Origin of the sequence: Bacteroides sp. D2 (genome assembly GCF_025147085.1) — a bacterium.
Taxonomy (GTDB): domain Bacteria; phylum Bacteroidota; class Bacteroidia; order Bacteroidales; family Bacteroidaceae; genus Bacteroides.
In genome coordinates this window covers 6,301,172-6,324,947 of record NZ_CP102261.1, presented here as the reverse complement: position 1 = coordinate 6,324,947, position 23,776 = coordinate 6,301,172, and the positions used below count along the sequence as shown (strand labels likewise).

12 protein-coding genes are annotated in these 23,776 nt (G+C 42.2%); all 12 read left to right on the top strand.

Annotation, left to right across the window (positions count from 1 at the left end):
- Positions 1 to 3: 3 nt before the first annotated feature.
- The gene (locus NQ505_RS24010) at positions 4 to 753 is read left to right on the top strand and encodes a nucleotidyltransferase family protein (RefSeq protein ID WP_004300821.1); all 750 of its coding nucleotides are present in this window, start codon (positions 4 to 6) and stop codon (positions 751 to 753) included.
- Positions 754 to 861: 108 nt separating this feature from the next.
- Entirely contained in the window at positions 862 to 2,844 is a 1,983-nt protein-coding gene (locus NQ505_RS24005) for a response regulator (protein WP_004300820.1), read from the top strand.
- Between the two features lie 809 nt (positions 2,845 to 3,653).
- Positions 3,654 to 4,076: a hypothetical protein gene (locus NQ505_RS24000; RefSeq protein ID WP_008648815.1), complete on the top strand. Its 423-nt coding sequence runs from the start codon at positions 3,654 to 3,656 to the stop codon at positions 4,074 to 4,076.
- A 285-nt stretch (positions 4,077 to 4,361) separates the two neighbouring features.
- Positions 4,362 to 6,002 carry a glycosyl hydrolase family 18 protein gene (locus NQ505_RS23995; protein ID WP_004304365.1) on the top strand — a complete coding sequence of 547 codons (1,641 nt, stop codon included), beginning with the start codon at positions 4,362 to 4,364 and terminating at the stop codon, positions 6,000 to 6,002.
- Positions 6,003 to 6,033: 31 nt separating this feature from the next.
- Entirely contained in the window at positions 6,034 to 9,354 is a 3,321-nt protein-coding gene (locus NQ505_RS23990; RefSeq protein ID WP_008999844.1) for a SusC/RagA family TonB-linked outer membrane protein, read from the top strand.
- An 18-nt stretch (positions 9,355 to 9,372) separates the two neighbouring features.
- The gene (locus tag NQ505_RS23985) at positions 9,373 to 11,217 is read left to right on the top strand and encodes a RagB/SusD family nutrient uptake outer membrane protein (protein ID WP_008999845.1); all 1,845 of its coding nucleotides are present in this window, start codon (positions 9,373 to 9,375) and stop codon (positions 11,215 to 11,217) included.
- Between the two features lie 45 nt (positions 11,218 to 11,262).
- Positions 11,263 to 13,107, top strand: a complete 1,845-nt coding sequence (locus tag NQ505_RS23980; RefSeq protein WP_008999846.1) for a DUF5006 domain-containing protein — start codon at positions 11,263 to 11,265, stop codon at positions 13,105 to 13,107.
- 202 nt (positions 13,108 to 13,309) lie between these two features.
- Positions 13,310 to 14,893, top strand: coding sequence for a sulfatase (locus NQ505_RS23975; protein WP_008648810.1), 1,584 nt, complete (start codon positions 13,310 to 13,312; stop codon positions 14,891 to 14,893).
- Between the two features lie 18 nt (positions 14,894 to 14,911).
- Positions 14,912 to 17,236, top strand: a complete 2,325-nt coding sequence (locus NQ505_RS23970; protein ID WP_008999847.1) for a glycoside hydrolase family 20 protein — start codon at positions 14,912 to 14,914, stop codon at positions 17,234 to 17,236.
- Positions 17,237 to 17,403: 167 nt separating this feature from the next.
- On the top strand, positions 17,404 to 20,490 hold the full coding sequence (locus NQ505_RS23965; RefSeq protein ID WP_008999848.1) for a glycoside hydrolase family 2 TIM barrel-domain containing protein: 3,087 nt from the start codon (positions 17,404 to 17,406) through the stop codon (positions 20,488 to 20,490).
- 144 nt (positions 20,491 to 20,634) lie between these two features.
- Positions 20,635 to 22,452, top strand: a complete 1,818-nt coding sequence (locus tag NQ505_RS23960; protein ID WP_004304358.1) for an alpha-L-fucosidase — start codon at positions 20,635 to 20,637, stop codon at positions 22,450 to 22,452.
- Between the two features lie 141 nt (positions 22,453 to 22,593).
- Complete coding sequence (locus tag NQ505_RS23955; RefSeq protein ID WP_004311434.1) at positions 22,594 to 23,769, top strand: mechanosensitive ion channel family protein; 1,176 nt, start codon at positions 22,594 to 22,596, stop codon at positions 23,767 to 23,769.
- The last annotated feature ends 7 nt before the right edge of the window (positions 23,770 to 23,776 follow it).

Below are 23,776 nucleotides of genomic sequence, written 5' to 3'. Positions count from 1 at the left end.
AGAATGAAAGCAATGATATTTGCAGCCGGTTTGGGTAGCCGGCTGAAGCCGCTCACCGATACCATGCCGAAGGCTTTGGTTCCCATAGCCGGACATCCGATGTTGGAACATGTGATCTTAAAACTGAAAGCTGCCGGATTCACAGAAATAGTGATTAATATCCATCATTTTGGCGAACAAATACTTGATTTCTTAGAAGCCAATGAGAATTTTGGGCTTATCATACATATTTCCGATGAACGCGATCTGTTGCTCGACACCGGTGGGGGAATTAAGAAAGCCCGTTCTTTCTTTGAAAACTCCGATGAGCCTTTCCTGATACACAATGTCGATATTCTTTCAGACGTGAATCTGAAAGAATTATATGACTACCATTTACGAAGCGGTGCTGTTGCCACTTTACTGGCCAGCCAACGTAAAACCTCCCGCTATCTTCTTTTTGATACAGATAAGAGACTTTGCGGATGGATAAACAAGGATACGGAACAAGTGAAACCGGAAGGTTTTCAGTATGATTCTTCCCTTTATCAAGAATATGCATTCAGTGGCATCCATGTACTTTCGCCCGCCATTTTTCAATGGATGACCTCTCCCTCATGGGATGGAAAATTCTCTATCATGGATTTCTATCTTGCCACTTGCCGGCAAGTAAACTATGGTGGTTACTTGACAGAAAAGTTGCATCTGATTGATATAGGCAAACCGGAAACATTAGCGAAAGCAGAAGGCTTCTTATACCAAAATGCGAAATAAAGATACTGAAAGAGGCTAAAAGGCCTCTTTCTTTCTATGTAACAAAATATTAAAGTAACTTTGCTTGGATAAACAATCAATATTGTAATACTATACAAATTTTGCTGCATGGAACAGACTTTGGTAAATGGGATAGCTGATAACTTATTGCATAATATCTTTAATGACTTGTCTGTAGGCTTGGAATTGTATGATAAGGACGGTCTCATGATAGATGTCAATTATTCACGGTTGAGATCAATGGGGATAAAAGACAAAAAGGATATTTTGGGCTATAATCTATTCAACTACACCAGTTTCTCTGATGAAATCAAGGAACAGATCAGAAAAGGAGAAACAGTGCGTTTCATGGCAAAATATGATTTTGATGACTTGTGCCGTCTTTTTCCTACTAATCTGTCCGGTATAAAATTCTTCGAGATTACCGTTTCTTTTGTACATAATGATAAGTCTGAAATTACCAATTATATGGTGATAACTCAAGATATCACCGAACGTGTTTTGTGGCAAAACAAATATGATAATCTTTACGAAGAGGTTGTGCGTTCGAAAAAAGAACTTCTTGAGAGCGAACAAAGAATGATCCATTTGATTCGTCAGAATGAATTGGTATTGAACAATATTAATTCGGGATTGGCATATATTGCGAACGACTATATCGTACAATGGGAGAATATCTCGCTTTGTAGTAAAAGCCTTTCTTATGAGGCTTACAAAAAAGGAGAACCTTGCTATCTGACAGCCCATAATCGCACCACTCCTTGTGAGAATTGTGTGATGCAACGTGCCCGGAAATCCGGTCAGGTAGAGTCTATCTTGTTTAATCTGGATAACAAGCATGTCATAGAAGTCTTTGCTACTCCCATATTTAATGAACAGGGAGATGTTGACGGTGTCGTGATTCGTGTAGATGATGTTACCGAGCGGCAGCACATGATTGGTGAACTTGAAAAGGCAAGGAGCCGCGCTGAACAATCCGATAAGTTGAAATCCGCCTTTCTGGCAAATATGAGCCATGAAATTCGTACACCGTTAAATGCTATCGTTGGTTTTTCCGACTTATTGATGGTGACGGAAGATCAAGAAGAAAAAGAAGAATTTATTCAGATTATCAATGCCAACAATGAGTTGCTTTTGAAGCTGATTAACGACATACTGGATCTTTCGAAAATAGAAGCCGGCTCGGTAGAACTGAAATACGAAAATTTTGATTTGGCTGTTTATTTCAACGAATTAGCTGCTTCGATGCATCGTCGTGTAGTAAATCCGCAGGTTCGGTTAGTTCCCGTGAATCCTTATGAAACTTGTACCGTTCGTTTGGATAAAAACCGGTTAGCGCAGATTCTCACTAACTTTGTAACTAATGCTATCAAATATACCTCCAAAGGAACTATTGAAATGGGGTATGAGAAGATAGACGAAAATATTCGTCTTTACGTTCGCGATACAGGTATCGGCATACCGGAGGATAAAAAAGATAAAGTATTTCATCGTTTTGAGAAACTGGATGAATTTGCACAGGGAACCGGATTGGGATTGTCCATTTGTAAAGCCATTGTTGAGGCTTGCAGAGGAGAGATAGGCTTTGAGTCAGAATTTGATAAAGGGTCTTTATTTTGGGCGGTTTTGCCATGCCAGTTCGAATCGGTTAACAGCGAACCGACTTCTTCACGTCGGAACAATGAGAAGGATGCGAATAAAGAAAATATTCTTGACTCCGAAGAAACAAAAAAAGTACCTAAAAGAGTACTGGTCGTTGAAGATATACAAAGTAACTTCTTTTTGGTATCTTCTATCTTGAAAAACAAATGCCAGTTGTTACACGCACCGAATGGACTGGAGGCAGTTGAGATTGTCCGTACCCAACCGGTGGATTTGGTACTGATGGATATGAAGATGCCTGTTATGGACGGACGTACTGCAACCTCGGAGATCCGGAAGTTCAATGCTGAAATTCCAATTATCGCCCTGACTGCTCATGCCTTTGATGCTGACCGGGTAGCTGCGTTGAAAGCCGGTTGTGATGATTATCTGGTGAAGCCGATCAATGGCGCGAAGTTGATGCAGACGCTGAAAGAGTATGGTTGTTGAAAGGATGGGATTAGAAATGTGCTGATCTGAAAAAGGGTATATTCTATTCTTTCTGTTTTTAATATATCAGTCACTTGTTTGTGGTGAAGGAAAAAACGCTCTGCATTTTGGATGAAAGAATGTAGGATTGTTTGTTATCCTGGATAATTCCTGTCTAAAAATAAATAATTCCTCTGTATTGCTATCTATATGCTTGTTGTTTGCCCGTATGTAGTTTGTTTTATCATTCTTTTTTGGTGCGCATGTGATGATGAACTAGCCTATAAACGGGCTTTTCCAAGGGCTTTTATAACTTGGTCGGTGAGTATGGAAGGCTTTCTCGGTGAGGAAGGATGTGTTCCTCACCGAGGAATGGCTTATTGCTCACCGAGGAAAATCATTTATTTCTTTAAAGAAAACGCATATTATCTGAAAATATATGCTGTATTGTGGCAGTAATATGCATATATATGTGATAATATGGATGCTTTTAATTCCGGATTCCCATCTTCAATAGTTTTGTTTTCTTTCTTAATCTGAAAAATAGAACATTTCTCTTGTTTGTTTGGAGGAATTGAAAGGGAGACGGCTTACTATAAAAGGCTATAAATCCGTAAAGTTTGGGATTGTTTTTTATGTTTATGGATTTAAATAGTTATCTTTGTACAAGAAAGGAGGTATATAATGACTGCTACAAAGAAAATAAAAACTCGGGAAGAACTTAGAGTTGAGGTAGTGAAGAAAATTACAGCTAATAAAAGGAATGCCCAATCTTTTCTAAAAAAAGCTGGAATAGTCTCTAAATCAGGTGAACTTACCAAAATTTATAGATGAAAGAAACATTATACTCACGTCGTTCTAATCTTGTTGTTGGCTTTCATGGTTGTGATCAATCAATTAAAGAACAAGTGTTTGAACATCTGGCGAGATTGGCAGCAGTTGCCGATCTTTCGGAAGAAAATCGTATCGCTTATGATAAGGCATTAGATCGATATAGAGTCAATCAAATCGTAGAGGAGGATGAACGGCGCAAAAACGAAGAGATGCGGAGAAAAGCGGCTGAAGAAGGGATGAAAGAAGGGCTAAAGGAAGGGATAAGAGAAGGAATAAAGGAAGGAATGGAGAAAGGGATGGAGAAAGGAGAGCAAAAGAAGCAAATTGAAATTGCTCGAAAGATGAGGGAGGACGGAATATCCATTGATACAATTATCAAATACACGGGTCTTCAATCTTCTGATATAGAAAACCTATAATATATCTTCGTAGGAAAATTGTTGTAGTTATATTAGGATAAAATATAAAAGAGGCGGGAATATTCAGGAATGAATACTTCCGCTTTCTTTTTTTGATTCGTAAGATGTCCAACAATGTCTATGATGTTTAGATATATCGATGAAATGGACGATTTTAGACAAATTTGGAAGAATCGTAGCTAAAATAGAACATTCTTTGCCTTTAATATAGCCTACATTTGTGATCGTGATTGTCAAAAGGGACAGCACAATTATTAAATAAAGCTAATCTTAATTATTAAATTTATGAGAAACAAATTCCTATTTCTTTGTCTCTTCCTTTTTGGAACGTTGACAGCTTGTAAAGACACAAAATGGGTAGACGTTCCAACTGGTACTCCTCCTGAAGGTGCAATCACAGGAAAACCTGGTGAACCGGAAGAACCGGATGATCCTACTGTAAAATCATTCATTAATTGCTCTTACATTCGGGGGGATTTTTTTGAAATAAACCGTATTTCGGCAGCCAGTATGGGTGCTTGTACAGATTTGATTTATTTGGCAGCGCGTCCTTATGCAAATGGTGAGGTAGCTTTTGAATTGCCGTTGAATGATGCGACGATGACAAACGTATCTCATACAGGCACTTTTCAAGGTCGTAATGGAGTGGTTAAATTTGAAGGAACAAGTTTTATGAATGGCGGTGATGGATTACTTCACTCTGCTGATGGGGCCTTTAATAAATTCACCTTTGGTACCTATATATATATAAGTGAATGGGTGGACGGAGCTTTTCTCTTTAAGAAAATGGATGGAAACTCCACGATCATTGCTTTTCAAATGGGTGCGACAGCTAATAGTTTGAAACTGTCTATTGGAAGTTCGGTTGCAACCGTTACCACTCCTGATCTGGCAACAGGCTGGCACTATATTGGGCTGACTTATGAACAGGGAACGGCGAAACTTTATGTGGATACAAACAATACTGCAATAAGTTTTGTAGGTGCTCTCCCTAATGAAGTACCTAATACACGTACTGATTTTTTGATTGGAGATAAATTTAAAGGTTATTTAGATGAAACTTTTGTAAGCAGTCTGGTAGTAGGTACATCAGGTAGAAATCCTATCACCTTTGACAATTGGAATAATTCCAAAATACTTGCTTACTGGAAATACGATGATGCCACGAAACCTGGCAAGGATTCACATTCCTGGCTGGGGCGTTTGAATAATATACGTACCGCTTTACAGGGACAACAGGGAGATAGAAGATTGCGCTTGGGCATTGCCGGTGGAGAATGGAAAAAGATGATGGCTGATGCCACTGCTCGCACAAGATTTGCTTCCGAGGTGAAGAAGATTATCGAACAATATGATTTTGATGGAGTTGATTTTGATTTTGAATGGCCTACAAATACGAATGAATTTAATAATTATAGTGCAACAGTTATCCAAATGCGTTCTACATTAGGAAAGTATGTTTACTTCACTGCGTCTTTGCATCCGGTTTCTTTTAAAATATCTCCGGAAGCTATTGATGCACTGGATTTTATCTCTTATCAATGTTATGGCCCTGCAGTGATGCGTTTTCCTTATGAGCAATTTGTAAAAGATGGAGAAATGGCTATAACATATGGAATTCCTAAGAATAAACTAGTGATGGGAGTCCCTTTCTATGGTTCTACGGGTAGTCTGATTGCTGCCTATTATGATTTCGTGAATGACGGTCTGGCTACTACGATTGAGGATACATATACATATAAAGGAAATACATATACTTTCAACAGTGTAGAAACGATTCGCAAGAAAGCGAGATATGTGTGTGAAGAAGGCTTTGCAGGTATTATGAGTTGGGATTTGGCAACGGATATTGACGTAACCAATAATAAGTCTTTGTTGAAGGCCATAAAAGAAGAGTTTGAATACTATGCGAATCCGACAGAATAAAAGAGAATCTAAATTAATCAAATACAATATTATGGAAAAAAAGAAGTTCATGCGAGTACAGAAATTTTTGATTCTGTTTCTGATACTCCTGCTATCCTTTCCTTTGAGTGCGTTGGCACAGCAACAAATGATAAAAGGACAAGTGGTAGATGATAAAGGTGAAACCATTATCGGCGCCACAGTGATGGTGAAAGGTTCTAAAGATGGGACGCTGACTGACATTGACGGTAACTTTTCCGTGAAAGGGAAAGTAGGTAACACATTGGTTATTTCTTATGTCGGTTTTACTCCCCTTGAAATAAAGGTGACAAAAGCAGAAGGCAACCGATTTACGTTAAAAGAGGATACAAAAGTCTTGGATGAAGTGGTAGTAGTAGGTATGGATAAACAGAAACGAAGCACCATTACGGCGGCGGTGGCTACTGTAGGTTCCGATGCTATTGTCAACCGTCCGGTTACTGACCTCACGAGTGCCCTTCAGGGTAATGTAGCCGGTTTAAACTTCTCTTCTGATGCGGTTGCTAATGGGGTAGGCGGTGAGACCGGTGCCGAAATTAAATTCAATATTCGTGGTATCGGTTCTATCAATGGAGGCGAACCTTATGTATTGGTAGACGGAGTGGAGCAAAGTTTGCAGAATGTGAATCCTGCCGACATTGAAACCATCAGTGTTTTGAAAGATGCTTCTGCTGCTGCCGTTTATGGTGCACGTGCCGCCTATGGTGTGGTTATCGTCACTACCAAAAGTGGTAAAAAGGAAAAAACACGTATATCATACAGTGGTACTGTAGGATTCAGTTCTCCTATTAATATGCCCCAAATGATGAATTCCATTGAATTTGCCAATTATCTGAACGAACGAGATGATAACGATGGAGTAAAACACTCGATTCCTGATGCGCTCATCGAAAAGATGCAGGGCTTTATGGAGAATCCTTATTCGGAAAAGTTCCCGGGCATAGGACCTAATGCGGACGGTACCGGTTGGGCAGGTTCTAAAGATGCTGTGTATGCCAATACCGACTGGTATGATTACTACTTTAAAAAAGCTTCCATCCGTCATTCTCATAATCTGAGCGTAACGGGAGGTTCTGATAAATTTAATTATTACGTAGGTTTGGGATATATTTACCAGGAAGGATTACTGGATCAAGTGGACGATAACTTGAGTAAGTACAATGTAAACTCGAAGTTTCAGATCCGAGCCAATAAATGGTTGAAGTTTAATTTCAATAATAACCTTTCGCTGAATATACTGAAGCGTCCGATGGCTAACCAGACCATTTTTTATGGAACTATCGGAAGCAGCTTTCCGAATTCTCCTACCCATCTTCCTGTAAAGTCGGAATATAATGACAATTCCGAATACCGTTATCTGAAACAATCGCATTATGTGCAGAACAGAATTTCTGATGCGATGTCGTTTGCCACTACGATTACTCCGCTGGAAGGTTGGGATATTGTAGGTGAAATGAAAGTACGCTTCGATGTGGAAAACAATGACTTCAAACGCGGATATCCCACTGCTGAAAAGCCTGACGGAACGTTGGATATAAGTAAGGGAACCAAGCAGGGGTATCAATATCCGGGCATGAACTGGAAAAACTCTAATTGGGGCTCTTATACACGCGGTAATACTTTCAACTACTACCTGTCTCCAAACGTATCGTCATCCTACACACATGCTTGGGGCGACCACTTCTTTAAGGCGATGGCGGGTTTCCAGATGGAACTGCAAGAAAATTCGAATGGTTATACTTATAAAGACGGATTGCTGACTAGTGATATATTCTCTTTTGTGAATGCTAACGGGCAAGTATTAGCAGGTGAAGACCGGACGCATTGGGCTACAATGGGTATGTACGCTAAACTGAATTGGAATTACAAGGAGATTTATTTTCTGGAATTCAGTGGACGTTATGACGGTTCTTCCCGTTTTGCTCCGGGAAATCGCTGGGGATTGTTCCCTTCTTTCTCAGCCGGTTATGACATTTCTCGTACCGACTATTTCAAAGCTTTGAATCTGCCGGTTTCTCAATTGAAAGTACGTGTTTCTTACGGTCGCTTGGGTAATCAGAACGGAGCGGGACTCTACGATTACCTTGGGATTCAGAGTTTGACCTCCGATTCACCCAATGCTTGGCTGTTGCCCGGTGTGCAAGCTACTCCTCAAAAAGGAACTTTAGCCACTACGCCTAAGATGATCAGTTCGTATATTACGTGGGAGAAGGTGGATAATGCCAACTTAGGTATCGACTTGATGTTGTTGGATAACCGACTGTCTATTACTGCCGATATTTATCAGCGTACCACGCGCGACATGATTGGACCTGCTGAAGCTATTCCGAATCTCGGAGGTATTAGTACGGATGACCGTGCGAAGGTCAATAACGCTACTTTACGTAATCGTGGTTGGGAATTGTCTGTAAACTGGCAGGACCAGTTGAAATGTGGTTTTAGCTATGGCATAGGATTCAATGTATTCAATTACAAAGCTGTTGTCACCAAATATAATAATCCGGAGGGGTTGATATACAACAATCATACCGGTTTGGCAACTAATAAAGGATATTATGAAGGAATGGACATAGGTGAGATTTGGGGATATGAAGCGAATGATCTTTTTCTGTCCAATCGCGAAGTGGACGCATACCTCAGACAAGTAGATCTTAGTTTCTTTAAGTCCGGCGACAAGTGGCAACGAGGCGACTTGAAATACATTGATTCTGACGGTGACGGTAAAGTGGACCCGGGTAAGGGTACATTGGCCGACCATGGTGATTTGAAAATTATCGGTAATGCTACTCCCAAATACAGTTTCGGTATCAATCTGAACGTAGGATATAAGGGATTTGAAATATCCACTTTGCTGCAAGGAGTTGCCAAGAGAGATTTCCCGATGGCCGCCAGTACTTACCTATTCGGTGGTAAAGAATGGTTCAAGGAGCATCTCGATTATTTCAGTCCCGAGAATCCCAATGGATATCTACCTCGACTGACGACCGATGCCCAGACAACGAATGCCAATACGGGATATAATACTACCCGCTATATGCTGAATGCGGCATATATGCGTATGAAAAACTTGACAGTATCCTATACTTTTAAGCCTCAATTGTTGAAGAATATTGGACTAAGTAACCTGAAAGTATACTTTACATGCGATAACCTGTTTACCATCAGTAAACTGCCGAATCAGTTTGATCCGGAAACCCTTAATCAGGTGAACGCGTGGGCAGGCGGAAGTAACGCGGCTGCTCCGGGACTTACCTCGGCTCAAAATCAGAATGGTAACGGAAAGGTGTATCCGATGAACCGTAATTTCGTGTTTGGACTTGATTTTACATTTTAATTAAAGAGGAACGCTATCATGAAAAATAAAATAATTATCCTGACTGTTTTTGCAGGCTTACTGTTGTCGGCGTGTTCCGACTATTTGGACCGTAAACCCTATACGCAGCCTAACAATGAAGATTTCTTGAAAACCAGAGAGAATGTAGAGAGCTATATAAATAATTTGTATACTTCTCTACCGGCTCCGGCTCAATATGGTATTGGTGTCAGAGGAGAAGAGGTGAACAGTGACAATATCCTTTCGGAAAAGTATGATATGCGCCTGAATGGAGAGAATAATCAATTCAGTGGTTCTGACGATTGGAATAAAGGCTATAAAAACTTGCGTATGGTGAATTACTTTTTCCATTATTACGCAGTTTCCGAGGTGGACGAGACGGACGAAGTGCTTTCATTGAGAGGGGAAGCGTATTTCTTCCGTGCTTATTGGCACTTCTATCTGCTCACACGTTTTGGTAATATTCCCATTATGGATGACTTCTGGGATGGCAATGCTACGTTGGGCGGTTTGCAAATTCCGGCGACAAAACGTGCGGATGCAGCCCGTTTCATCCTGAACGATTTGAAAGCGGCTATTGGGTTGATACCGGAGGCTCGTGCTAATTTACATTCCCGCAGTAAATACAGTGGATTGCGTGTCAACAGAGAAACGGCCATGATTCTGGCTATGCGAGTTGCTTTGTACGAAGGTTCGTGGGAGAAGTATCACAAAGGAACTGATTTTGCAACGGAAGATAACTCTGAAGAGTTTTTTAAGGAAGTGATGAACTGGGGAGATCAATATTTGTTCCCGGTCGGACTGACTTTGCATATGACAGCAACCAATCCAAAAGCTACCAATATAGATGACGCTTTTTCGGAGCTATTCAATTCAAACGATCTTTCCAACATTAGCGAAGTGACTTTTTGGAAAAAATATTCAATAGCTGATGGCGTGTTCAATACCGTTACTCAACAGCTTAGCGGTGGAGTAACAGATAATGTGAAGCCTTCGGGACTATCCAAGTCTTTGGTGGATAACTTTCTGAATGTGGATGGTACGCCGGTTGACCCAACCGATGAAAAGTATAAGGACTTTAATGAGGTATTTAAAGATCGTGACGGAAGACTTTTGGCCATGGTGATGCATACCGGTTGTAAGTTCAAATCTAATAGCTTGATGAATGTGAGAGCGTATGACGAGACAGGTACCGAAGAAGAACAAAAGGAAAAGAATAAAGATATTTCATCTCCGCGCTTGAATGGGGATGGTATTTACAAGAACGTGACCGGGTTCCATACTCGCCTTGGCATTGATACGACCTATGTAACCGGCAATTGTGAAACGGCTCATGTCATGTTCCGCTATGCCGAAGGATTGCTTTGTTATGCTGAAGCTGCCGCCGAATTGGGGCTGTATAACGATGGCGTGGCAGAGAAAACATTGAAGCCATTGCGTCAAAGAGCCGGTGTGGCCTATGTTACTCCGGCGGCTGATCCTCACTTCCCTTTCCAAGGCCTGCCGCCGGCAGTGCAGGAGGTACGTCGGGAAAGACGCTCAGAGCTATCTCTGCAAGGTTTTCGTTTGGATGACCTGATGCGTTGGAGGGTAGCCGGAACGTTGAAAGGTGTGGAAGGACGCGGACGTGGAGCTTATCTGGGCAAAGACGGTGTACTTTATCTGAGCTTTTCGCCTACATTGCGGAAAGAAGGACTGAATCATGTACTGACAGATAATGAAGGATGGATGGATCCGTTGAAAGAGTACTTGCCTGAAGGCTACAAGTTTAATGAAGATCGTGATTACTTGTTACCCATACCACCGGATGAAATCCAGATGGACCATGAGCTGAATCAGAATCCGGGATGGCCGACTAAGTAAGGGAACTGAATAAAATTCATTTATGATAATTAGATAGATAAAGATATGAAGAACATATTATATAAAATATTTCCGATATGCTTGTTGACCATGGGGTTGACTGGGTGTGAGGAAGAAACGAAATACCGCCCTCTGCCGGAAATCGTGCCATTAACGATGAGCATCAATGACAACGCATTTGCGATGGGAGAACACTTGAAAGTGAATATTAATGTGGAACCGGATGCTGATGGCAAGGAGGTTGTAGCAAATGAAGATTTTGATATTTACTTTACGGCGAAAGCCGGAACGGAGGATGCTTCGAATGTATTCGAACAGTTCAATGGAATCGTCACTTTTCCGAAGGGGGAGAAACAGATTCAGGTGGATTTTCCGATAAAGGCATCCGGACTGACGGGTAGTACTGCTATAAACTTTACGGCTTTTGCCCGTGGTTATAAGATGGAAGGCTCCAGTCAGGTAATTAAGGTTTCCGATTATTATCGGATAATGGCATCATTGGAGAACAATGCGGATAATGTAGTAATGGAAGGTGGTAAGTTTGTATTAGTTGCAAAGATTGAAAAACCAAGTTCCGTACCTCTTAATATGAAAATTACTCCGAAAGAAGGGGAAGGAGATAGGTATGAAAATTTACCTTCTACATTAACAATTCCTGCAGGAAGAACTTCGGCAAAAAGTGATGCTGTGACTATTAAACAGGATTTTGAAATGACAGGGGATTTGCAACTGGTATTGAATCTGGAGAGTGATTCTCCAGCGAATCCGATGATAAATTCTACTCTGACTATAACTATGACTGATTTGGAATCTATGGGAGATCCTAATCTGTTTGATATAACGAAGGTGTATGAATTCCCGGATAGGCCGTTTATGTCTGATAAAAATAAAACTGCAATTGAAAGTTGGTTTACGGGAGATAAAATAGCTATGAATAAGAATAGCGCTCATCCCACTTCAGCTTTGAAAGATAAAGATTGGGTATTATGCAATGCGATAGAGTTCCATTATATTAATAATAGTTTTAGTGGCGGAAATAATACCCCTAATGCTTTCGGACATCGTATTTCTTGGGCCTTTTCTGATATTAATGATGCACCGTCACAGAAAATACAAGCTGTGAATAATGCAAAATGTACAAATATAACCAATGAAGGTATTTTAAATATGTGGGTGGATAAAAATGTTCAGGGGACTGGTGCCATGACTGCTACCAAGGATTACGGTGTCGCCGCATTGCAATGTTCTAAATTTGGTGGTATTTTTGCCCCACAACATACTCGGTTCTTTCCTGGTATGAGAATTGAAGTGAAGGCGCGTTTGAGAGGAATACGGACTGGTTTTGTTCCGACAATCGGACTTAAAAATCAGAAAAATTCCCTTCCGAACACGAAAGATGAGATCGATATTCTCAAGAACACTCAAGGTTCTGTAATTACTCAGGCTGTAACTGTTGATAATGAGATAGGTTCAAAGAGTGTAGCAATACCTCAAGCGAATGAATGGAATATATATTGGGTGGAACTTGTGGATGAAAATATAATCAATTTAGGAATTAATGGAGCAACCAATCTGACTGTGAATCGTACACAATCTCCTGACAGGTGGCCATTCGACAAGGCTGGAACTCCTGCTACTGCTAATCCTGATCCTGCTACTGCTGCTGGTGGCAGTGCCGGTCTCTACTTCTTTATGAGATTGGCTGAAAGCTCGGAACGGGCTGCTGGTAAAGCGCCTGAAGGTTGGGATAATGTACTGAAAAGTATTGCCAATTGTGAAACGGATGATAATACGCCTCGAATGGAAATTGATTGGATTCGTATCTATACAAATAAGAATTATGTACAGACTGATGCTGAAAAAGTCTGGGCTAATCAGTTATTTTATTAATGCTATCTCTTTCAATTAGCTTTCAATAGTGTGAAATGAATTTTATGCCGGAAGCTATCGTTAGAAGGCGATATGCTTCCGGCTATTTATTAGTCAATTATGCAGAAATGGAGATTATTGGAAATTAAATGGTAATTTGTGGAAGTTAAATAGATGGCTGTCCTCTATCTTTGCTGACACAATCTTATACAAATTAGTATTTATGGAAAAATTGCAACCAAACTTATTCTTTCCTTTAGCAGGAGTAGCAGCTGTAGCTTCCTTTGCTTCCTGTTCAAACAAGCAAAAGCCTGTGGAACAGAAACCTTTGAATATCGTCTACATTATGACAGACGATCACACAGCTCAGATGATGAGCTGTTATGACACACGCTACATGGAAACACCCAATCTCGATCGTATTGCTGCCGATGGTGTACGCTTTACTCAAAGTTTTGTAGCCAATTCATTAAGCGGTCCCAGTCGTGCCTGCATGATAACGGGTAAACATAGTTGTGCTAATAAATTCTATGATAATACCACTTGCGTATTCGACAGTTCGCAACAGACTTTTCCGAAGCTGTTGCAGAAAATCGGTTATCAGACAGCACTGGTAGGTAAATGGCATCTTGAAAGTTTGCCTTCCGGTTTTGATTACTGGCAGATTGTCCCCGGACAAGGCGACTACTACAATCCGGATTTCATCACACAGAACAATGACACTATCCAAAAACATGGATATATCACGAACCTTATCACTGACGATGCCATTGACTGGATAGAAAACAAACGCAATCCGGAGAAACCTTTCTGTCTTTTGATTCACCATAAGGCTATTCACCGTAATTGGTTGGCAGATACTTGCAACCTGGCTTTGTACGAAGATAAAACCTTCCCGCTACCGGACAATTTCTTTGACAATTACGAAGGACGCCCTGCCGCTGCCGCACAAGAGATGAGTATTATGAAAGACATGGACATGATTTATGACCTCAAAATGCTTCGTCCCGACAAAAATACCCGTCTGAAATCCTTATATGAGAAATATATTGGTCGTATGGATGAAGCACAACGTGCTGCATGGGACAAATTCTACACCCCAATAATAGACGATTTCTATAAACAGAACCTGCAAGGCAAGGAACTAGCCAACTGGAAATTCCAGCGTTATATGCGCGATTATATGAAGACGGTGAAGTCGCTGGACGACAATGTTGGTCGTGTACTCGACTACCTGAAAGAGAAGGGATTACTGGATAACACACTTGTTGTCTATACTTCCGACCAAGGATTCTACATGGGCGAACACGGTTGGTTCGACAAACGTTTCATGTACGAAGAATCCATGCGTACACCACTCATCATGCGTCTGCCGAAAGGATTCGACCGTAGGGGCGACATCACCGAAATGGTTCAGAACATCGATTATGCACCTACCTTCCTCGAATTGGCAGGAGCAGAGATTCCTTCAGACATACAAGGTGTATCCCTCGTCCCCTTGCTGAAAGGCGAACATCCGAAAGATTGGCGGAAGGCTCTCTACTATCATTTCTACGAATATCCCGCTGAACACATGGTGAAACGTCATTACGGTGTACGTACAGACCGCTATAAACTGATTCATTTCTATAATGATATCAACTGGTGGGAACTCTATGACTTGCAGGCAGACCCGTCGGAAATGCACAATCTCTACGGACAACCTGAATATGAACCGGTAGTGAAAGAACTAAAAGAAGAAATGCTGAAACTTCAGGAGCAATACAATGATCCTGTCCGCTTCTCACCGGAGAGAGACAAGGAATAATACCAATGTACATACGCCATGAAAAAATACATCTTAATCATTCTCATACTGCTTTCGCCACTGACAGCGTTTTTGCAGGCTGATAACTTAACATCCCCTTTAATTTCAATAGTACCACGCCCGACACAGATTGTGCCGGGCCGTGGCAACTTCACCTTTTCAGCCCAAACGGTGTTTGCGGTAGAAAATCAGGAACAAGCCGTGATTGCCCGCAATTTTATTGACTTGTTTACTCATGCTGCCGGAATAACTCCGGCTTTGAATGTCGGGCGTGAAGAGGGACAAGTCCGTTTTGTGACGGATTCTTCTTTAAAAAGTGAAGCATATTTGTTGGAGATTACACCGCAACAGATACTTATTAAAGCTTCGGATACAAAGGGCTTCTTCTATGCTCTGCAATCTGTCCGCCAACTTCTGCCAGCTGCCATAGAATCGGAACAACCGGTCCGGAATGTTGATTGGAGAGTTCCCGCAATGACCATTCAGGATGAACCCCGTTTCGGTTTCCGCGGATTACTGTTGGATCCGGTGCGTTGCTTTATTCCTAAAAAGAATGTACTGCGAATCATCGACTGTATGGCGATGCTGAAAATAAACAAACTTCATTTTCATCTGACGGACGATAACGGCTGGCGGATTGAAATTAAGAAGTATCCCCGTTTGACGGAAGTAGGGGCGTGGAGAGTAGATCATACCGATGTACCTTTCCACTCACGTCGCAACCCGAAACGGGGAGAACCCACTCCAATAGGTGGTTTTTATACGCAGGAGGAGATTCGGGAAATAGTGGCTTATGCTGCCGACAGGCAGATTGAAGTCATTCCGGAAATAGATGTACCGGCACACAGTAACTCTGCTCTGGCTGCTTATCCCCAGCTTGCCTGTCCGGTTGTGAAAGACTTTGTCGGTGTACTTCCCGGACTGGGAGGACGAAATTCCGAGATTATCTACTGTGCGGGAAATGATAGCGTATTTACATTCTTGCAAGATGTTTTTGACGAAATTCTAGAGCTTTTCCCTTCTCGCTATATTCATGTTGGTGGAGATGAGGCGCGAAAGACAAACTGGGAGAAATGCCCGCTTTGCCAAAAACGGATGAAAAAACAGCGTTTGGCCAATGAAGAAGATTTGCAGGGTTACTTCATGAAACGTATCAGTGATTATCTGCGTAAGAAAGGTCGTGAAGTGATTGGCTGGGATGAGTTGACAAACAGCTCTTTTCTTCCTGAAGAATCTATTATCCTAGGCTGGCAGGGAATGGGTACGGCTGCTCTGAAAGCTGCCGAAAAGGGACATCGTTTTATCATGACTCCGGCGCGTGTCTTATACTTGATTCGTTATCAGGGACCGCAATGGTTTGAACCGGTAACCTATTTTGGCAACAATACCCTGAAAGATGTTTTCGATTACGAACCTGTACAGAAGGATTGGAAACCGGAATATGAGTCTTTGTTAATGGGAGTACAGGCTTGTATGTGGACAGAGTTCTGTAATAAACCCGAAGATGTGGATTATCTTTTGTTTCCCCGCCTGGCCGCTTTAGCAGAAGTGGCATGGACGCCCGCAGGAACGAAGGACTGGTCTGGATTCTTGAAGCGGATGGACGCATACAACGCGCATATTGCGGAAAAAGGAATTGTCTATGCCCGTTCAATGTATAACATACAACAGACGGTGACATCAGTGGACGGACATTTGGAAGTGAATTTGGAATGTATCCGCCCGGATGTAGAGATTCATTATACACTGAACGGAAGTAATCCGGCAATGTCTTCTCATCGTTACGACGGACCTATCCGTGTGACGAAGACACAAATGGTGAAAGCCGCTACCTTTATGAACGGCAAGCAAATGGGAGAAACTTTAGAGTTGCAACTCACATGGAACAAAGCTACGGCAAAACCTTTGCTTGGCAATAAGAAGAACGAAATGTTATTAGTCAACGGATTGCGGGGAAGCCTGAAATATACTGATTTTGAATGGTGTAACTGGAATCAAAATGATTCTATATCTTTCACGATAGATTTGCAGGGGCGGGAGATTTTGAATAAATTTACCATCGGTTGCATTACGAATTATGGAATGGGAGCACATAAACCGAAGATGATTCGCGTAGAAGTTTCCGATGACAATCGAACCTACCATACTATGGGAGAATTGAACTTCTCTCCGAAAGAAATCTATCTGGAAGGAACTTTTAGAAATGACTATTCGATAGATATGGGCGGAGTATCTGCTCGTTATGTCCGAGTGACGGCGGAAGGTGCGGGGATATGTCCCGACGAGCATGTCCGTCCCGGTCAGGAAGCGAGAGTCTATTTTGATGAAGTGATTATAGAATAGTAATCAAATAGTTAAAAACAGCAATTAAGTGCTCTTGCAGAATAATCTTATATTATTAGAGACGGATTACACGAATTTCACGGTTTTTAGAATGATGAGTATATAAAATAATAGCGTCAATCAGCTTAATCTGTGCCTAATTTATTATATAAACCAATTATGATGACATGCTTATGAATATTAGCTTAAAGAAACGAACTCTTTTAGTTCTATTGTCAGGACTGACTGCTACTTTCACTTTAGCGCAGCAACAACCGTTGCCCGAATGGCAAAGCCAGTATGCGGTGGGACTGAACAAACTCGCTCCTCACACATACGTATGGCCTTACGCCAACGCTTCCGACATTGAAAAGCCGGGAGGGTATGAACAGTCTCCTTTTTATATGAGTCTCAATGGAAAGTGGAAATTCCATTGGGTGAAGAATCCCGATAATCGTCCGAAGGACTTTTACCAACCTTCTTATTATGCAGGAGGATGGGCGGATATCAATGTGCCCGGTAACTGGGAACGCCAGGGGTATGGCACGGCTATCTATGTCAACGAAACGTATGAGTTTGATGATAAAATGTTCAACTTCAAGAAGAATCCGCCGCTGGTGCCTTATGCGGAGAATGAAGTCGGCTCCTACCGACGTACCTTCAAAGTGCCTGCCGACTGGAAAGGACGCAGGGTAGTACTGTGTTGTGAAGGAGTCATTTCTTTCTATTATGTATGGGTGAATGGAAAATTACTTGGATATAATCAGGGATCAAAGACGGCTGCCGAATGGGATATTACAGATGTCCTCAATGAAGGCGAAAATGTGGTTGCTTTGGAAGTGTATCGCTGGAGTTCGGGTGCTTATCTGGAATGTCAGGATATGTGGCGTTTGAGTGGTATCGAACGTGACGTGTATCTTTACAGTACTCCCAAACAGTACATTGCGGATTATAAACTGAATGCTTCTTTAGAAAAAGAGAAATACAAAGATGGTATTTTCGGACTTGAAGTGACCGTAGAGGGACATTCTGCTATATCTGGAGCTACTTCTATTGCTTATACCCTGAAAGACGCCAATGGTAAAGCTGTCCTGCAGGATGCTATCCGGATAAAATCCCGCGGATTGAGCAATTTTATCACGTTTGATGAAAAGAATATTCCCGATGTAAAGGCTTGGAGTGCAGAGCATCCTCATCTTTACACATTAATACTCGAACTGAAGGATGAACAAGGCAAGGTAACCGAACTGACTGGTTGTGAAGTCGGTTTCCGTACCTCGGAAATCAAAGACGGACGTTTCTGCATCAACGGCGTTCCGGTATTGGTGAAGGGAACCAACCGACACGAGCATTCTCAACTGGGACGTACCGTGAGCAAGGAGCTGATGGAACTGGACATCAAACTGATGAAGCAGCACAACATCAACATGGTGCGTAACTCGCATTATCCTACGCATCCTTACTGGTATCAACTTTGCGACCGTTACGGTTTGTACATGATTGATGAGGCAAACATCGAATCTCACGGAATGGGATATGGTCCTGCTTCCCTAGCCAAGGATAGTACCTGGCTGACTGCACACATGGATCGTACTCACCGGATGTATGAACGTTCTAAGAATCACCCGGCTATCGTTATCTGGTCATTGGGGAATGAAGCAGGAAACGGAATTAACTTCGAACGTACTTATGACTGGCTGAAATCGGTAGAGAAAACTCGCCCTGTACAGTATGAACGTGCCGAATTGAACTATAATACGGATATTTACTGTCGTATGTACCGCAGTGTAGACGATATCAAAGCATACGTAAAAGAGAAAGACATCTACCGCCCTTTCATTCTTTGTGAATATCTTCATGCGATGGGCAACAGTTGCGGCGGACTGAAAGAATACTGGGACGTATTTGAAAACAATCCGATGGCACAAGGTGGCTGCGTTTGGGACTGGGTGGATCAGTCATTCCGCGAAATAGACAAGAATGGTAAATGGTACTGGACGTATGGCGGTGATTACGGACCGGAAGGAATTCCAAGTTTCGGAAACTTCTGCTGTAACGGTTTGGTGGGCGCCAACCGTGAACCGCACCCGCATTTGCTCGAAGTAAAGAAAGTATATCAGAACATAAAAGTAACGCTGGCGAATCAGAAGAATCTGACTATCCGTGTCAAGAACTGGTATGATTTCTCTAACTTGAATGAGTATGTACTGAACTGGAATGTGACGGCAGATAATGGCAAGATTTTGGCGGAAGGTACAAAAACGGTTGATTGTGCACCGCACGCTACTGTTGATGTTACTTTGGGTGCTGTAAAACTTCCGAATACAGTCCGTGAGGCTTATTTGAATATCAGCTGGACCCGTCGTGAAGCTTCTTCAATGATAGATAAGGATTGGGAGGTGGCATACGACCAGTTTGTATTTGCCGGTAATAAGAACTACACAGGCTACCGTCCGCAAAAAGCAGGTGAAACGACTTTCACCGTTGATAAGCAAACAGGCGCGCTGACTTCATTGAACCTGAACGGCAAAGAATTATTGGCTACTCCGCTGACATTGAGCCTTTACCGCCCGGCAACGGATAATGACAACCGGGATAAGAACGGCGCACGCTTGTGGCGTGATGCGGGATTGGATTGTCTGACCCAGAAAGTAGTGTCATTGAAGGAAAGTAAGACTTCGACCACTGCCCGTGTAGAAATTCTAAATGCAAAAACGCAAAGGGTAGGAATTGCTGACTTTGTTTATTCACTGGATAGAAACGGTGCACTGAAAGTACATACAACTTTCCAACCCGACACGACCATCGTGAAATCAATGGCACGCCTGGGATTGACGTTCCGTGTGTCGAACGCCTACGATCAGGTTTCTTACTTGGGACGTGGAGATAATGAAACCTATATTGACCGCAATCAGTCCGGTAAAATCGGTGTATATCAGACCACACCGGAACGGATGTTCCACTATTATGTTGCTCCGCAATCTACAGGCAACCGCACCGATGTACGTTGGGTGAAGTTGGCAGATACTTCCGGCGAAGGTATCTTTGTTGAGTCGGATCGTGCTTTCCAGTTTAGTATCATTCCTTTCTCGGATGTATTATTAGAGAAGGCCCGCCATATCAATGAACTGGAACGCGATGGATTGTTGACAGTGCATCTGGATGCTGAACAGGCAGGTGTGGGAACGGCTACTTGTGGTCCCGGAGTATTACCGCAATACTTGGTTCCATTAAAGAAACAGAGTTTTGAATTTACCCTTTATCCGGTGAAATAGATACTAAATCAATAGGTTATTTAGATTATATATAAAGGTGGGGGTTACACTGATTGGATGGAATGTCGTAAGAAAATATTCCATGAGGATCGTGAAATCTGCACCTTTATTTTATCTTTGTACGATTGCAATAATTAATAGACCATGAATAAACTACTAACCTCTCTTTTATTGTCTGTTACTCTCATGAGTGGAGCGCAGGCGCAGAAAAAAGAAAATTACTATGTGAAGCATGTTGAATTTCCTCAAAGTGCAACTATCGAACAGAAGGTTGATATGGCAGCGCGTCTGGTACCTACTCCACAGCAATACGCTTGGCAACAAATGGAATTAACAGCTTTCCTTCATTTTGGTATCAACACCTTTACCGGACGTGAATGGGGGGACGGGAAAGAAGATCCCGCGCTCTTTAATCCTTCGGAACTGGATGCTGAACAATGGGTACGTACCCTCAAGGAAGCCGGCTTTAAAATGGTGCTTCTGACTGCAAAACATCACGACGGTTTCTGCCTTTGGCCAACGGCTACTACCAAACATTCCGTGGCCTCTTCTCCCTGGAAAAACGGACAAGGCGATGTAGTGAAAGAACTTCGTGCTGCCTGTGACAAATATGATATGAAGTTTGGAGTATATCTTTCTCCCTGGGACCGGAATGCGGAATGTTATGGAGACTCTCCCCGTTACAATGATTTTTTTATTCGGCAATTGACGGAATTGCTCACCAATTATGGTGAAGTACATGAAGTCTGGTTCGACGGGGCGAATGGAGAAGGTCCGAACGGAAAGAAGCAAGTGTATGACTGGGACGCTTTTTACCAAACCATCCAACGCCTCCAACCCAAAGCTGTGATGGCAATTATGGGGGATGATGTCCGCTGGGTCGGAAACGAGAAAGGAGTAGGCCGTGAAACGGAATGGAACGCAACTGTGTTGACTCCCGGTATATATGCCCGTTCACAAGAGAACAACAAACGTTTGGGTGTTTTCAGTAAAGCAGAGGATTTGGGAAGTCGTAAGATATTGGAGAAAGCTACGGAATTATTCTGGTATCCTTCGGAAGTCGACGTATCTATCCGTCCGGGATGGTTCTATCATGCGGAGGAAGATGGTAAAGTGAAATCTTTGAAGCATTTATCAGATATTTATTTCCAGTCGGTAGGATATAATTCAGTGCTTCTACTGAATATTCCACCTGACCGGAGGGGACTGATTCATGAAGCTGATATCAAGCGGTTGAAAGAGTTTGCTGATTATCGGCAACAAACATTTGCTGACAACCGGGTGAAAAACGGAAGAAAATACTGGAGCACTACTTCGGGCGGTGAGGCTGTCTATGCCTTGAAGTCCAAATCGGAAATCAATCTGGTCATGTTGCAGGAAGATATAACGAAAGGGCAGAGGGTAGAGGCTTTTACTGTGGAAGCCTTGACGGATAATGGCTGGAAAGAAGTAGGAAAAGGTACGACGATAGGATATAAACGTATGTTGCGCTTTCCGGCAGTTAATGCCAATAAGCTCCGGGTGAGAATAGACGAGTGCCGGTTGACTGCTTACGTTAGTCAGGTTGCCGCTTATTATGCAGAACCTTTGCAGGAAGAAACAACGAAAGAAGACTGGAATAATTTGCCGCGTTCCGGATGGAAACAGGTTGCTGCTTCTCCATTAACGATTGATTTGGGGAAGACGGTAACATTGAGCAGTTTCACGTACGCGCCTTCAAAAGCGGAGGCAAAGCCGACGATGGCATTCCGTTATCAATTCTTTGTAAGCATGGATGGTAAGAGCTGGAAAGAAGTGCCTGCCAGTGGAGAGTTCAGCAATATTATGCATAATCCGTTGCCACAGACGGTTGCTTTCAGTCAGAAAGTACAGGCACGTTTCATTAAACTGGAGGCCACTACACCTGATGCTACCGTTGCTAAAGTAAATATGAATGAAATAGGGGTGATGGTGATTCCCTGATGGAGCCCTCATCGAAAAATGATATGCTTAGAGAGTAGCAGTGGAGACCGGTGTCTTGATTCTTGATAAATCGGATACTAGTCTCTTTTTTTCTAAACCAAATGAATATTTTACTGTTATTTATAAAAAAAGACAGAAGTTATGTTAGTAGTAGATTTAGGAAAATGGATGAATAAAACCCTCATTAATTGGGGAATAGATCCGGCAGTTGCCGATCGTTTTGATGAGACTATTATGGCTTTACTGATGATAGTGGTTGCTATCGTTTTGAATTATCTTTGCCAGGCAATTCTTATTGGAGGTATGAAACAGTATACGAGACGTAAACCTCATCAATGGAATACATTGTTGATGAAGCGTAGGGTATTTCATAATTTGATTCATACCATCCCGGCTTTTCTGGTTTATTCGTTGTTGCCGATGGCTTTTATCCGTGGAAAAGAGCTGTTGCTGATTTCCCAGAAGGCGTGCGTCATTTATATTATTTTCTCTTTACTATTGGCTATAAATGGGATTCTGTTGATGATAATGGATATCTATGACGGAAGAGAGTCGATGAAAGACCGCCCGATGAAAGGTTTTATCCAAGTGTTGCAGGTGCTTCTTTTCTTTGTTGGCGGGATTGTAATCATTGCTATTATCGTGAATAAGTCTCCGGCTACTTTGTTTGCGGGCTTGGGCGCTTCAGCGGCTATTTTAATGTTAGTATTCAAAGATTCCATATTAGGTTTTGTGGCGGGTATCCAGCTTTCTGCCAACGATATGGTTCGTCCGGGGGACTGGGTGACGCTTCCTTCCGGTGACGCAAATGGCATTGTACAGGAAATAACGCTGAATACAGTCAAGATCCAGAATTTTGATAATACCATTTCCACTATTCCTCCTTATACATTAGTGAGCAGTCCTTTTCAGAATTGGCGGGGAATGACACAGTCGGGAGGACGACGGGTGATGAAGAGTATAACTTTGGATTTGACTACACTTCAATTCTGTACTCCGGAAATGTTGGACCGTTACCGGAAAGAAATTCCATTAATGGCGGATTATCAGCCGGAAGAAGGAGTCGTTCCTACCAATTCTCAAGTGTACAGGGTATATATTGAACGCTATTTGTGTAGTCTGCCTGTGGTCAATCAGGAGTTGGATTTGATTATCAGTCAGAAAGAAGCTACGATGTACGGAGTACCTATTCAGGTTTATTTCTTCTCCCGCAATAAGGTCTGGAAAGAATACGAGCGTATTCAGTCGGATATCTTCGACCATTTGCTGGCAATGGTTCCGAAGTTCGATTTGAAGGTTTATCAGTATTCGGACTAATTCATCA

Coding starts and splice junctions, on each gene's coding strand:
- NQ505_RS23980 (WP_008999846.1), top strand. CDS start 11,263: ATGAAGAACATATTATATAAAATATTTCCGATATGCTTGTTGACCATG.
- NQ505_RS23995 (WP_004304365.1), top strand. CDS start 4,362: ATGAGAAACAAATTCCTATTTCTTTGTCTCTTCCTTTTTGGAACGTTG.
- NQ505_RS23970 (WP_008999847.1), top strand. CDS start 14,912: ATGAAAAAATACATCTTAATCATTCTCATACTGCTTTCGCCACTGACA.
- NQ505_RS24000 (WP_008648815.1), top strand. CDS start 3,654: ATGAAAGAAACATTATACTCACGTCGTTCTAATCTTGTTGTTGGCTTT.
- NQ505_RS23965 (WP_008999848.1), top strand. CDS start 17,404: ATGCTTATGAATATTAGCTTAAAGAAACGAACTCTTTTAGTTCTATTG.
- NQ505_RS24005 (WP_004300820.1), top strand. CDS start 862: ATGGAACAGACTTTGGTAAATGGGATAGCTGATAACTTATTGCATAAT.
- NQ505_RS23985 (WP_008999845.1), top strand. CDS start 9,373: ATGAAAAATAAAATAATTATCCTGACTGTTTTTGCAGGCTTACTGTTG.
- NQ505_RS23960 (WP_004304358.1), top strand. CDS start 20,635: ATGAATAAACTACTAACCTCTCTTTTATTGTCTGTTACTCTCATGAGT.
- NQ505_RS23990 (WP_008999844.1), top strand. CDS start 6,034: ATGGAAAAAAAGAAGTTCATGCGAGTACAGAAATTTTTGATTCTGTTT.
- NQ505_RS23955 (WP_004311434.1), top strand. CDS start 22,594: ATGTTAGTAGTAGATTTAGGAAAATGGATGAATAAAACCCTCATTAAT.
- NQ505_RS24010 (WP_004300821.1), top strand. CDS start 4: ATGAAAGCAATGATATTTGCAGCCGGTTTGGGTAGCCGGCTGAAGCCG.
- NQ505_RS23975 (WP_008648810.1), top strand. CDS start 13,310: ATGGAAAAATTGCAACCAAACTTATTCTTTCCTTTAGCAGGAGTAGCA.